The sequence below is a fragment of the Nostoc sp. genome (assembly GCF_036916975.1).
GTDB lineage: Bacteria > Cyanobacteriota > Cyanobacteriia > Cyanobacteriales > Nostocaceae > Nostoc.
This window is the reverse complement of the sequence record NZ_JBALFF010000069.1, coordinates 56,433-70,830: the sequence shown is the minus strand read 5'-3', so window position 1 is coordinate 70,830 and position 14,398 is coordinate 56,433. Positions and strand designations below refer to the sequence as shown.

Genomic DNA, 14,398 nt, shown 5'->3' with positions numbered 1-14,398 from the left:
TTGCCCTCACCCTAAATCCCTCTCCCAAGTCTGGGAGAGGGACTTTGAAAACGTCACATTTTAGAATGAAATAGCCCTGTACTTAAGTAATGTAAAATTATTGTGAATAAGTTCGTAGTAAGGACTTTAGTCCTTGATTTGAGCGCCCAAGCCCTCACTACAAACCAAGCATTGTTGACTTGTCAAACTACTATAGCGGTTCTCGTTTATGTGAGGTACATCGGTAGGGGCATGGCAGTGCCATGCCCCTACACCTGGCAATATAATGTTATACCGCATCTGAATGGGAACCGCTATAGGATTGTCAAATAAAAATCCAGCTATCCAGGATCACAAATATTTGATCTCTATCATTGGTGGAATAACAGTTGCGATCGCTGACTGTAATATTAGGCTGAATCACTTTAATATTAGCCAAAATAAGCATCATGAGTATTATCGTCTTCGGCAGCATAAATATAGACTTGGTAGCAACAGCACCCCGCTTACCAGTCGCCGGAGAAACGTTACTAGGAGAAGAATTTTTTAAAGTTTCGGGAGGTAAAGGAGCCAATCAAGCCGTAGCATTAGCAAAATTGGGAATTTCTACCCAAATGGTGGGGCGTGTAGGTGCAGACGATTTTGGTAGGGAACTTGTCAACAATTTACAAGCATCTGGTGTGCAGATTGACAATATTTTCGTGGATGATACTGTTAGTTCTGGAGTCGCCATCATCGCCGTAAATCATGCTGGTGAAAATCAAATTATTGTAATTCCTGGTGCAAATGGATGTGTTAATCAAGAAGATGTAGAACGATTGTCGTATTTATTACCAGAAGCGACAGCACTGCTTTTACAATTAGAAATTCCGATTACTGCCGTGGTTGCAGCAGCTAAAGCAGCAAGAAAAACTAAAATAACGGTAATTCTCGATCCGGCACCGGCACAATCTGATTTGCCGGATGAACTTTACCCATTAGTGGACATTATTACACCGAATGAAGTTGAAGCGTCGCAGTTAGTGGGTTTTGCTGTGGATGGAGAAGAACTTGCAGCCAAAGCAGCTGGAGTTTTATTACAACGGGGTGTGAAATGTGCGATCGTCAAACTAGGTGCTAAAGGTGTTTTTTGTGCCACTGCTGAGGAAAAGTTTTTTGTACCTGCGTTTCCAGTTCATGCACTTGACACAGTAGCTGCTGGCGATGCTTTTAATGGCGGCTTGACGGCGGCACTTTTTGAAGGACTTTCTTTACACCAAGCAGTTGTTTGGGGTGCAGCAGCCGGTGCTTTAGCGACGACAAAACCAGGCGCACAAACTTCGCTACCGGATAGGCTTACATTTGATGCATTTCTTATTGAAAGGGCAGTGGGGAGTATGCAAACATGAGGGAGAGCATCCCGTCAGGTGCAAAAACTTTGTGTTTGCCCTCATCCCCTAACCCCGAATCCCGTCATCTGGGATTCGGCGAACTAAAATTATGTCTCCCCTCTCCCAAAATTGGGAGAGGGGCTGGGGGTGAGGGAAAAGATTTAAGCCAAAATTGGGATGCTCCCAGATGAAGAATGTCAATCACATTCTTTTGCATCCCCCTTGCCTCTTCTTCAATCCCTTCTACCCACGAGCAAGGGTAATCTGGGCAGCGTCAAAGTCTTGTACCCGAGTCATGTTTCCACTATTCTTATCTATGCTATACACAGCATTAGGTGTCTCATACCTCATAGCTCCAAATGCTAGGAGTTGACCTGTTGCAGAGAAAACCAAGCTTTGTAAGCCATTATTCCATGCTTTACCATTAAGTTTCAATTGTGCCAGTCTGATCGGACTTTTTTGATTTGAGTCTAGCTGCACCAAAGTTGTATCGCCAGTTAATCCAACTAAAGAGGTATAGAGTGTTCCATCTGGTGACTGTGCTAGATTGCTGACTCGCTGATCGTTCGGGAATTTAATCTTACTAATAGAAGATATCTCTCCTGTTTGAACGTTAATATCTACCAATGTGATCGGTGGTGTACCGTTGTTCTTACCTACTAAACCGATGAGTCGCCCATCAATAGTGCCTAACAAGCTCCCAAGCTGTTGATTTTGTTTAAGTCCTGAGATTTTCAAAGTTTTTACAGGCGTACCCAAAAATGTAATGCGAGTCTGTGTCGCCTGTTTACTACCAGTGATAATAGGAGTAGCGGCTACGACAAGTGTCCCATCGCTTAAACAAGTGAAGCCACTTAATGTCTCATTAGTCTCTACTAAAGGTGTAACCTGATCGGGAACTGTGTTATTCCCTGAAGAAGTAAGGTTACTCAATAGATTATCGTCAATTATACCATCCCCTAAAGAAGGGAGGTTATTCAATATATCATCAACCTCTCCTAGAGATGTATTGAGATTGGCAATTGTGCCATCGCTTAAAACAGCGAAGCTACTCAATGTCTCATTAGATTGTACTAAAGCTGTACCGCTCTGGGCAAGTATCTGAGAAACTAGTGGACTTATAAGCTGAACCTTTCCTGTATTTAAGGATTGCAAAATAAGGGAGTCCAAAACAAGTCCTAGCCCTAGAGGCTTAATATCTGTGGGTACAATGTTTGCGGTAATGTTATTTAATTCAGTGGTATCTACCTCTGGAATAACCGTTTTGTCAGTGCTGATGATAGAGCCAGAACCTATACCAACAATTTTGAAACTTGGTGTTTGCGCCAAAGTTTTGTTGCCTAGATAACTAAGCCCAGATACTATAGTTCCACCAAGTACCAATTGGCCAAAATGCCGACGTGATAGCTTGTAATTCATATTTCCACTCCTTGAATTAATGACTTTTATTAAGTGACGGTGATTCAACGTAAACGGGTAAAGTTATGATATTCGCGTCCAGGTTGCTACTGAGGGTGTTCCATTGTTGTCACTAATAAAAAGCATGTACCAGCCTGGTACTGCTATGTTTCGATTGGTTGCTAGCGTGACATTGAGAGAATTAGCGTTCCTAGAATTAATTTGCACATCCACTAACCTTTGTTCTGTATCGCAGGAATGAGTGGTTGCCATTGGTTTAATCAGACTAACCCATTTAATATTCCCAGCCTGGGATGTCTGAATTGTAAATTGCTGTCCGTAGGTCAATACTTGAGGAGCGCTTTGAATAATTGGGCGCGATCGCGACATATACGCAGGAGTGTAGATTTCTAATCGCAGTTCATCAACAGTCCGGCTAGGGTTACCCCCAGCTGTGACTACCCTACCATCTGGTAGGAGCAAGGCTACTGAGTGATATACACGGGGGACATTTTGTTTAGCTACTACTGTCCAGGTATTTGTAGCTGGATTGTAGATTTCTGCTGGCAGCATTGATTGTCTTGCATCCTCATTAATTTTGCTACCATTACAAACAAACACTGTGCGATCGGGTAACAAAACTGCGCTGTGATGCATCCGAGCATAGTTTAAAGGCTTTGCTGCTACATAAGTTGGGTTAGTAGCTTTTAAATCTACAATATTTACCCTGTTTGTTGCCGTACTACCACTACCCCCACCGATAATCATCACTTTTTGGTCTTGTGCAGGTGGTAAAAGCACACTAGTACCTTGATCTCCGAAGGCTGAGTCTTGCAGCCCTGGTACCACTTTTTCTGTAATGGATTGTGTAAATGTCCCTGGCAGGGTTAATATAGTTGGCGCTACTCCGTTGTTACCGCCCATCTGGGCACCTGAATAAAAAATCTTTCCACTATCGAGTAGAAACAGATTTGCGTATGCCGGGAAGGAACTCGTTGTTGGAAAAGCGTTCCAACCATTTGGAAAGAAATATGAATAAATTTCTGGTTGTTTGTTGAGCTTGCCATCTTTATCGGGTCCTGATAGTGCAAAGATCCGACCACTGCCTAGTGTTAACAAAGTAGGATACCACCGGCCATTATTCATTGGTAGTATCTTCACCCATTTCTCGCCAATAGGATCAAACAAAAAAGCAGCGGGTGAACCATAAAATGGGTCATAGCGCAAAGTTCCACCCGCAACCAATAACCTACCATCAGGGCGGAAGGACTGACCAGCGCAAAAAAGATCAATAGGTTGATTATTACTATCCAATGGAGCCTTTTGCTGATTAAAGGTTCCTTGATTCACATCCCAAACCACGCTGTCATAGGGAGTATTTAAACGACTGGGATCATTACCTGAACCGCAGAAAAAGAGTATTTTACCACTACGAAGTAGAGCAGCATGTATAGGTAGGATTGGAGCATTGTAGGACAATACTTGCCATTTGTCTGTGGTAGTAGCCTGAGCAATGAAAGTCCCTAAATCCGTTTCCTCTAGAAGGTTAGGGTTGTTATGAGTTTGAGTCACTTTATTTACAATTCTTCCTACGTAAGTTTTATGTTTTTGTTCTTTGTTTCAGTAACTTATTCCTAAAAATATATCTATACTTTTTTAGGCTTATCTAATATTAAGATGTGATGTTTTTTATAAGAAGATCAGGTAAATACCGTTTACTGATTAGTAATTACGCTGTCAATTTTACCTGTTATTAAGTATCTAATTAAGCATTATACCGTATTTTTTCGGAAAGGATGAACCATGCTTTCAAATATGACGCATATACCTTTTATGGCTTGTTATTGGGCATTAATGGTTAAAATTTTGTGTTTTTGATTTTCGATTTGTGACTAGGTTAAACACATAGATGTCGCGCATTGAAGTTGCCCAACTAGGGCGCTCATGTTGCCCACCCCACAAGAGTTTTGCTTTTTATAGAATGCAAATTAAAATATTTTTATATTATTCTTTTTTGAAAGAAAAATCATGATCTAAAATTTTAACTACAGGTATAATACAATACAGATTACATAATGGATAAATAAAGAGGATAGGGAGATCCCGATTAAAGCTTTTCCTAAATAAATTGGCAATTTATTACAGGAGATAGATGGAAAAATTAAACTGGGGAAAGTAAATAGGTTTTTTAGGGAGGAATGCTTAGACTCAGTTTTAGATGTGACGATCGCTATGGAGTGCGATACCTTCGGTGGGCTTTGCCTATGCAAATTTGCTCCGATTAGCTATGATACAAAGCATAGTAAAGTAAAGTAGTAAAGTTCAGAGTGGGTTGTAAAAAGCGAAACCTACTTAGCAGAAACAGTAGTAACGTCAATCGCTCCCAAAGCCAGATTGTCGCCATGAGCAACTCAACTCCAATGAATGACGAGAAAAATCTTTCCAAGAAAAAAGGCAGGACACTCCCTCCTAAGTTGATCATCTGGCTAGGAAAGTTTGTCTGGACGAGTATGTGGCAGATGATGATGTCAAAGCTTGCTCCTAGCAATCAGTCGGGAGCTTATATTCGTCCTAATAGCCAGTTTCGCAAGTTCATTGGCACAGAAGAAGGAAATCCACACCCACCAGCCGCAGGGCGCTACAAACTCTATGTTGGGCTGGGCTGTCCTTGGGCGCACCGAACCCTAGTTGTGCGATCGCTCAAAAAACTCGAAGCGGTAATATCAGTATGTATCGTCTCTCCTTCTCCCATTGAAGGCGGTTGGATATTCAACGATGAAGTTGAAGGTTGTCGCACACTGGCTGAATTTTATCAGTTGGCAGAACCTGGCTACAGTGGACGCTCTACAGTTCCAATTTTATGGGATAATCAAACAAAAACGATCGTCAACAATGAGAGTTCAGAGATTATTGTGATGCTGAACTCTGAGTTTAACGAGTTCGCCAACAATTCCCCGCTAAATCTTTACCCAGAAAAACTAAAAGAAAAAATTGACTGGTGGAATGAAAAGATTTATCACGCGGTAAATAACGGTGTGTATCGCTGCGGCTTTGCCCAAAGCCAAGAAGCATACAATCAAGCCTGTAATGAACTGTTTGCAACTCTCGATGAGATTGACATTGCATTGCAGACTAGTCGATATCTGTGTGGAGATAATCTCAGCCTTGCAGATGTGCGTTTATTCACGACGTTATTTCGGTTTGATAGTGCCTACTATGGGTTGTTTAAGTGCAATAGGCAGCGAATTCGAGACTATCAGAACTTGGGAGCTTATTTACGTGATTTATATCAGCTTCCAGGTGTAGCTGACACCTGCGATGTCGAGAGTGTGAAGCGCGACTACTACGGGAACCTATTCCCCCTCAATCCGGGCGGGATAATTCCCGATGGGCCTGATATGTCTTATCTTTATCAACCACATGGGCGCGATCGCATCGGCAAAGTGAATACTTCATGAGGTAATCTGCTTACAAATAGTTAAAAAACTGCTTATAGCGCTTCTGGTTTACGTGAGGGACACGACAGTGCTGTATCCCTACACCCCGCGATTGTTGTACCGCATCTGAATCGGAGCCGCTATATGACATTCTTTTAAGTAGGTGGGTACAAATTAAATATAAAACCTCACCCTGCCTCCGGCTTCCCTCTCCAAAGCATCGGAGAGGGATTGAGGGTGAGGTTGTATTATATATTTAATTACGTCTACCTACTTAATTGATTTTGAAGGCGATCGCTTGGTTATTTACACAGTCAACGGTTGCCCTTTTTCAATTGCTGGTTGCTCATTGGTTGATTGCTTGACTCTATTGAGCCATTTCTCAGCCTTTGAGTAGTTATCTTTTTGTACCTCTATGCTTGCTTTTTTAAAATGTAATTGTATACCCCAAACATCTGAGTGGAAACGGTTCTCTTTCTTCATCCGCTCAAAAAATTCTACAGCTTCGATGTGGGAGAGTTCGCCAACCGTTTTAGCGATCGCTAAGAACACCTCAAACACATCATCTGCCATTTTGGCATCACCACATACGTAGTAATTACATTGCGGATGATTCAATAAATGCCAGAGTTCAATATTTTTTTCTTGCATCAAGCCTTGAACATAGACTTTTCTATCTGTTAAGCGCGAAAAGGCAACTTCCAACCCAGTCAGCACGCCTCTATGCTGCCAATTTACAAGTTGTTCACTATAGAGAAAGTCATCATGATTCCGGCAGCCGAAGTATAAGCAGGCATCTCCAAGCTGTGTTCCTTGGTTCTGTAAGGCTTCACGATATTGGAGGAAAGCAATTAGCGGTGATACTCCTGTGCCAGGCCCAACCATCAGCATTGGCGCTTGCGGATCGGCAGGAGGACGGAAGCCAGAGGTGCGAATGCCAACCCGCACCTTTGAGCCAGGTTTCAGCCCCGCTAAGTAGTTAGAGCAAAGTCCTTGACGCACTTTACCTGCGTCAGTTTGCACTTGCAGCACCCCAACTGTAATTTGAATCTGTTGGGGATGCAGAAGTGGACAGGAGGAAATTGAGTAAAGACGTGGCTTTTGCTTCGGTAGCACTTCCAGTAAGGCTTCTAGGGTGATTAAGGCGGAGGGGAATTCATCGAAGAGATCGACAACAGTCATGAAGTTGTCCGTAATCGTTTTCTTGAGCGTGATGCTGTCGGGATGATCCTCTCCTTGGCGCAGAATTTCTAACCAAATTTCCAAACGTTGTTTGTCTTGGGGATTTTCTGCTGCTGTGTACAAGTAAGCTAGTAAATCGTTCAATGGTTCCCGCAAGGCTAGATCAAGTTCTTCCAACAGAAGCTGACCAACAGTCGTAGGAATTGCAATAGGCGGCTGGTCTTCAGTTACTATCCCATCAGGTGTAGTGTATTGAGCAGTGAAGTAGACATCAGGAATAACACCGATTCGTTCGCATAAACGATTCACGAGTTCTGGCGGATTGCCAGGATGTACAGCAATGTGGTCGCCTGTTTCGTAGTGTAAATCTGTACCAGAAATATCGAAGACAAGATAGCGAGTGGAACGGCTGCCAGGAATCACTTCTTGGAGCAGTTCATCATTGGCAATTAACGGAACTTCGATGCTTCTATCACCGCTTACGGCTATAGGGGTAATGGTTGCAGCTTCTGCTGCACTCAAGAATTTCACCGTCAGTTTTGGTGTAGTGGCGTTTGTGGCATTACCAGACGTTTCATCTGTACCCAACATGCGGGAAATCAGTCCCAACCACTGTTTGAAAGTATTAGCTTGTCCCTTGATTTCATCGCCTTTGTGTAGTGGCACAACACAATTTGCCCCTGCCTTGGTAAGTGCCTTATCGACAGCAATTCCTGCCGCACAAAACTGTTCATACACGGTGCTGCCAATCCCTAAAATAGAATATTTTAAGCCATTAAGGGAACCCGCAGGCTGTTGCTTTAGCCGTTGCAGAAATTGCTTACCGTTACTTGGCATTTCACCGTTGCCGAAGGTAGATGTGACAATTAATAGCAGCTTTTCAGAAGCAAGAGTATCAATACTCATCTCATCCAATGCCATCACCCGGGGACGGAATTGTTGCAATTGTCGTGCTGCTTTGCGAGCGAACCCTTCGGCAGTGCCTGTCTCTGAGGCATACAGGATGAGAATCCGGTCTTGCTTATCTCCATCCTCATCGGCTACGGCAATGAATTGTTCTAGATTGATGCTCTCTTCCACTGCCCAGCGATCAGCAGCATGATGATAAGCAGGTTCTAGATAGAAGTCGCGCATCTGATGATGCCATACCGGACATGCACTACCACCGGCGGCGGGGACAACCCAGCCCCAGTCACCCGGACACTCACGCCCGGCTTTCTTCTCGCGCAAGTCGTGAGTTAAGAACTGACGCGAGGCTGTTTGGTGATCTACCATCGTTACCTTCGCTTTCTGGAAGGAGTAGAGGATGGCAATGTTGAGTTCGAGGGCGACGCGATCGCGCCACAGGGTTTGTTCGGAACTGGTATCTAACTTTAGGGCTTTGGCAATGTCCTCCATCCTGTTATAGCGGTACTCGTCAAGGAAATTTCGCATGATTTCTGTACACATGTACCAGCCATTGAAGGGAATACAACCATAGTTGATGCCGCCAATGTGAACGCAGAAGTTACTAATAGCCGGAATGGCGTACCACCGCATACCGAGTGACTTCAACTCTGGAATGCTGGGATGCTCGATTTCCACTTCTAGCACTTCGTCTTTGTTCCAGTGATACATCTTCGGTTGCTGATTGGCAGCTTCAATCACCAGTGGCAGAATGTCGTAAGCTGTGTGTAGTTCTGGTGGTTGCCAGCCAAATTTGATGATGGCGTTGGTCAATTCCAGGTTGGCTGGATCGCCCAAGATGCTACCATCGGGTTGCTGATATGCGGCATAGCGATACAATTGGGAATTCCAGATCCGATGTCCCCAGCGTTCCTTGGGTTGCTTAGGACGGAAGACAGTCATGGTAATTTGCAAATTACCGCCGTTAGTGGCAAAGCGGACGTGTTCTCCCAGTTCGCGGAACATTTCATCTGGGTCGGTGACGTGGCGGCGATCGCGCACTACCATATTATTCCAGGCAATTCGCCCCACACATTTGGAAGCATTGCGCCAAGCTAACTGCGCCCCGTATGCTAATTCTTCGTAAGAATGAGTATAAGTGCCTGTTGCTTTGATTTCTTCCTTAATTTCTTTCCATCGCCGTTCCTTATCCTCCAGTTCCCAAGCTTGTTCAGATGCAATTAACTCTAAAAATTGTTTGGCTTTTTTGAGCAATCGTTCTTCATTCAGCTTTGGTAACTTAATCACGTTGATCACTCGCTCCATCAACGTCACCCAACCGTGGCGCACCTCTGGCGTAAAATCTGGGATATGCCGTTCCATTAAGACAATCATGCAGTCTGTAATTGCCGGATAGGCACAGGTGGGTACATCCGCACTACCATGTACCTGCCCCAAAAAGCGTAGTTCGCGCAACATCTCATCGCTGCTGCCAGCTTTGAGGCAGTTGACCAAAAATTCTAGTGCCTGGAATAAGTGAAGCGAAAGATAATCCATGTCTGCCCGTCCAAAAATGGGCAGCACAAACGGATATTTCTCAAACAGCATTTGATAAAACTCAATTCCCATCTGCTGCTTGTTTTGGGCCATGACTTGCCAGGAATCTGCCATTTTTCGCAACAGTTCTGCTGGTAAGGCTTTTTCATAATTACGAATTGCATCTACCATCGGTAGAATCACATGGGTATTGAAGAACTTATATGATGCAGAATTTACGCTTTTTGTCAACTCCTCGCGATCGTATTCTTCCAGGTAGGGAATCGACGGTAGCATCCACATCCATACCTGCCGTGCTTTTACCCAGTGATGAGGACGCATTCCTACATCTGCAAAAAACTTGCCGTACTCTTCAACGCTCTTGAACCCATGCTCTCGCTCTGGTGGCACACCCATTAGCGGTTCGCCAACGATATTTTGAGTCTCAGGTTGAAGTTGGTGGATACAGCAGTCAAACAATTCATATAAAAAGTCTGCCATGCTGTCGATCGCTTCCCCAAACAGATATTCCAAGTCTGGTTCTTCCAGCAACAAACGCTTGAAAAACTTTTCCATCTGGAGTTCTTTCCAAGCTCGCAGTTTGTTCCATGCGTCTTTGACAAGCACTTCCTCTTGTGACGTTAGAGGAATGGATTGGGGTAGTTCAACCTCAGCCTTGGCATTATCATTACCTTGACGGCGCAGCGAACGAACACCGTTTTGTCTGCCAAATATAGTAACAGTACTGCTATCACCTTCATTTATGCTTTGCGTTAGACGTGCTTTTAACTTTAGCTGTGGTGCCTGACTCCAGGTTAGAATAGGAAACTCTAAATCCACATTTGAGTCACTCTGGAAATATTCTTGTGTTGCAAACGTAACCGTTCCAGCATCTTGCCAAGGATTAGTAATATCTCCTTCTCGGTAGCAGAGTGTGATCGAAATCGTGCAGTCACCCTTATTTTTCAACTCTACCAACCAATTGGGCTGCATTCGTGCAAACAAGTCCTTCTGCAACAAAGGCTTACCATCGTTCGATTCAAGATACACACGGCATTTGTACTTATAAGCATTGGAAGCGGGAAAGTCAGTGGCAGAGACTTCAGTTAAATGAAAAATTCGTTGATTATTATCAGACTGATTATTGTGCATGTTATGGAGATTGGAGAAGCGTTGAACTAGGCGTTTGCAAATCTGAAATAACACTGAATGTTAATTATAAGGTCAAACTAACAAAGGAGTATTCTTGACGCTAAGAGATGATTGCTTGATATCGCTTATCGCCGCACTCAATTAATGGTAAGTTGAGAATTATATCTCTTAATCCTAGTTGACGGTAGTACTTTTTTAGACTTGTAATGGCCAGTGTAAGTAATGCTTGTAGTTGCGAAACAATTACTTCCTCTTCCACCATCGGTTTTGGGATCTTTTTAGCATGGTTTCTGCTGGTTTTTCGACTGACGCTCATGGTTTCCCCCAAATGCTCAAATACCTATCTTGGCTGAGTTAAACATGATTTTTTTATATGCCAATATTCCTCACCTAATTGCTGATAATGATAATCAAATAAACTTAGTGGACAAGCTTTGCTACTCTCGTAAGTAGGTAGGCGTAATTAAACATAAGATCAAACCTCACCCTCAATCCCTCTCCGATATTTTGGAGAGGGAAGCCGGAGGCAGGGTGAGGTTTGATGTTTAATTTGACCCACTTACTTACACACCCTATTCTCATTAATATATAAATTTATTATACTCAAAAACGTATTGACATTGACTCACTTTAAACTTGTTCCAAATGGTGTAATCGTGAACCAGATAAATCGAGTTGCAATTGTCGGTGGAACTCATGGCAATGAGTTTACAGGAGCCTACTTAATCCAAAAATTTGCCCAGTTTCCCGACTTAATTACTAGACAAAGTTTTGAGACAGTCACTCTATTAGCAAATCCTAACGCTTTTGTGGCGGGGAGGCGATATCTAGAGAAGGATTTAAATCGCAGTTTTCTTAAGCAAGATTTACAAAATCTAACTCTGAGCAGTTACGAAGAATTGCAAGCTAAATCAATCCAGCATACCCTAGCGTCAAACAGCGATAAACAAGTAGATTTTATCTTAGACTTGCACAGCACTACAGCTAATATGGGTTTGACAATTATTTTGGTAAACAGTCATCCCTTAAACTTGAAATTGGCTGCTTATCGGAGCCAAATTAATCCTTTAGTTAGGGTTTATCGCTGCTCTTTTAAATCAATTGAAGAAAACCCATTTGTAAATTCTCTGTGCGAATTAGGCTTTGCGATCGAGGTTGGCCCTATTGCCCAAGGACTATTAAAAGCGAAGCTGTTCCAACAAACAGAGGAACTTGTTTATGCAGTTCTGGACTATTTAGAACGCTTTAACCAGGGGGGAATTACATCAACTAACGAAACGTTAATTCTATATGACCATTTATCAGTTGTGGAGTATCCAAAACAAGAGGATGGTAAAATATTTGGCATGATTCATCCAGAGCTTCAAGATAAAGATTATCAATCCTTAAACCCAGGAGATCCAATTTTTCTAACTTTTGATGATAAAACAATTTTTTATGAGGGAGCATCTACCGTTTGGCCGATTTTTATTAATGAGGCAGCTTACTACGAAAAGGGAATTGCAATGTGTTTGACTCAGAAGCAGCAAATAAATATCTAATACGATTTATTTGTGAGGCTGCGCGAAATTTTCTTGGCTTCTTCTTTCTTTGTTTCTTTGTGTCCTACCCTTTTCCTTCGGAGACGCTACGCGAACGGGAAGCCACTTCTTGTCTATGCGCCCTTTGTGGTTCGTTCCTTTTTCCTGTCTTCTTTGTTTAGAATCAATTCATTTGGAAATTGGAACCCCTATCGAATTGTTCCACCACCAAAAATTCTAGTTTTGTGGGGATGCAAAAACGCCGATTATTCATCCGGTTTTTCGGCTTAGTTTACCCAACTGAATTGTAACTCATGAATTCTATTTTAGAAAAATTGAGCATCCAAATACATCAATTATTTATATTAGGACTGACGCAAAATTATGAAAAAACGAACCGCAAAGGACGCAAAGGACACGAAGTAATAAGAGTTTAAGGAGTTTTTGCGTAAGTCCTATATATATCTAACGCATTGCTAAAACTTACTTATACCTTTAGTTTAAATGTGTCTTGATTATGATATATTAATGGCCAGCAATTATATATCAGGGTAAAAAGTTGTCTGACAAGCCGATCGATTCGAGATTGAAGGAACGCTGAGTCGAAGTAAAAAAGTGGATTGCTAAAGCCCAAACCTAAAATTATATTTACCGCTTAAAATTGTCTAAATAGTTGAAATAATAATGAAAATAAAGCAACAAAAAAACAAGCCAATAGCCAGCCTTTCTTTAGACTTGGATAATGTTTGGTCTTTTCTAAAAAATCAGGGCGCTCCGGGTTGGGAGACTTTCCCTTCTTACTTAGATATTGCAGTCCCTCGTTTTTTAGATATTTTTCAGCAATGGGATTTGACAATCACAGTGTTCATTGTGGGTCAGGATGCAGCGCTGGAAAAGAACACCAAGGCATTACAAGCGATCGCCATCGCCGGTCACGAAATTGGCAATCATTCATTTTACCACGATCCTTGGCTACATCTGTATTCAGAGAATGAGATTGAACAAGAGGTGGCCTTAGCCGAACAACATATCAAGCGCGTCACTCATCAACATCCTATCGGCTTCCGGGGGCCTGGATACAGTTTTTCTCCTGCGGTATTGAAAGTCTTAGCACGGCGGGGATATGAGTATGATGCTTCGACTTTTCCCACATTTTTAGGCCCCATCGCCCGAGCCTATTATTTGATGACTTGTAAACTGAGTAAGGAAGAACGCAAGAAACGGGAAGCTTTGTTTGGCGGTTTCAAAGACGGTTTGCAGCCTCTAAAACCTTACCAGTGGAAGATGGGTAAGGATAGACTCACTGAAATTCCTGTTACCACCATGCCAATTTTTAAGGTGCCAATTCACTTCAGTTACATAATGTATCTGAGTACATTTTCTTCGGAAGTGGCTTTACTCTACCTGCGAATTGCCCTATGGCTGTGTAAACTTACGCATGTCCAGCCTTCTTTGCTATTTCATCCTACAGACTTTGTAAGTCAAGAGGATGTGCCAGAGCTATCATTCTTCCCTGGAATGAGCCTTCCCACCTACAAAAAGCTGGCAATAGTGAACAAAAGTTTAGAAATTATATCCAATCAGTTTAATGTTTTGACTGTTGGACAACACGCCAAATCTGTAGCCGATGCCCGTCAACTGCCTGTATTAGTGCCTCAAAAAAGGTAAAAATATGAGCTATGCGATTGATAAGTGAATTTGTATCCTTAATTACAAATAAAATTAATCGTAAACAAATAAATTTATATTTAAAATAGTTGACTATTCCAATGTCTTTATTAAAAACTTCTGGTGATATCCCTTCCCCAGAGGTTATTTTTTAAAATTTCGATGTTTAATCAGATTTTTTAATCGTTGCTAAGTTTTCAATATCAGCAAATTATCTTGAAAACAGCTGACATTTGCTATCAAGTATGTGTAAAGTAATTGAGAGTGAATT

The 14,398-nt window shown here is 42.3% G+C and carries 9 protein-coding genes; 4 read left to right on the top strand and 5 right to left on the bottom strand.

Annotation, left to right across the window (positions count from 1 at the left end):
- Nucleotides 1-304: 304 nt before the first annotated feature.
- Nucleotides 305-430 carry a hypothetical protein gene (locus tag V7K73_RS17170; protein ID WP_334881803.1) on the bottom strand — a complete coding sequence of 42 codons (126 nt, stop codon included), beginning with the start codon at nt 428-430 and terminating at the stop codon, nt 305-307.
- On the opposite strand from V7K73_RS17170, the gene rbsK reads away from it, so the two are divergent.
- Nucleotides 429-1,367, top strand: coding sequence for a ribokinase (gene rbsK, locus V7K73_RS17165; RefSeq protein ID WP_334881802.1), 939 nt, complete (start codon nt 429-431; stop codon nt 1,365-1,367). The two genes, V7K73_RS17170 and rbsK, sit on opposite strands and share 2 nt — an antisense overlap.
- A 225-nt stretch (nt 1,368-1,592) precedes the next feature.
- Here rbsK and V7K73_RS17160 read toward each other — a convergent pair whose 3' ends face one another.
- Both V7K73_RS17160 and V7K73_RS17155 read right to left on the bottom strand, forming a co-directional pair.
- A complete protein-coding gene (locus V7K73_RS17160) occupies nt 1,593-2,768 on the bottom strand; it encodes a hypothetical protein (RefSeq protein WP_334881801.1) in 1,176 nt (391 codons plus the stop codon).
- Between the two features lie 63 nt (nt 2,769-2,831).
- The gene (locus V7K73_RS17155; protein ID WP_334881800.1) at nt 2,832-4,319 is read right to left on the bottom strand and encodes a galactose oxidase-like domain-containing protein; all 1,488 of its coding nucleotides are present in this window, start codon (nt 4,317-4,319) and stop codon (nt 2,832-2,834) included.
- Nucleotides 4,320-5,149: 830 nt separating this feature from the next.
- Between V7K73_RS17155 and V7K73_RS17150 the strand changes: the two genes are divergently transcribed.
- Nucleotides 5,150-6,205: a glutathione S-transferase family protein gene (locus V7K73_RS17150; protein WP_334881799.1), complete on the top strand. Its 1,056-nt coding sequence runs from the start codon at nt 5,150-5,152 to the stop codon at nt 6,203-6,205.
- 285 nt (nt 6,206-6,490) lie between these two features.
- Here the strand turns inward: V7K73_RS17150 and V7K73_RS17145 are convergent, their stop codons facing one another.
- Both V7K73_RS17145 and V7K73_RS17140 read right to left on the bottom strand, forming a co-directional pair.
- On the bottom strand, nt 6,491-10,939 hold the full coding sequence (locus V7K73_RS17145) for a nitric oxide synthase oxygenase (RefSeq protein WP_334881798.1): 4,449 nt from the start codon (nt 10,937-10,939) through the stop codon (nt 6,491-6,493).
- A 100-nt stretch (nt 10,940-11,039) separates the two neighbouring features.
- A complete protein-coding gene (locus V7K73_RS17140; protein WP_334881915.1) occupies nt 11,040-11,255 on the bottom strand; it encodes a hypothetical protein in 216 nt (71 codons plus the stop codon).
- Between the two features lie 340 nt (nt 11,256-11,595).
- Here V7K73_RS17140 and V7K73_RS17135 point away from each other — a divergent pair, with 340 nt between their 5' ends.
- Together V7K73_RS17135 and V7K73_RS17130 are read left to right on the top strand one after the other, a co-directional pair.
- A complete protein-coding gene (locus V7K73_RS17135) occupies nt 11,596-12,480 on the top strand; it encodes an aspartoacylase (RefSeq protein ID WP_334881797.1) in 885 nt (294 codons plus the stop codon).
- Nucleotides 12,481-13,143: 663 nt separating this feature from the next.
- Nucleotides 13,144-14,127 carry a polysaccharide deacetylase family protein gene (locus tag V7K73_RS17130; RefSeq protein WP_334881796.1) on the top strand — a complete coding sequence of 328 codons (984 nt, stop codon included), beginning with the start codon at nt 13,144-13,146 and terminating at the stop codon, nt 14,125-14,127.
- Nucleotides 14,128-14,398: the final 271 nt, after the last annotated feature.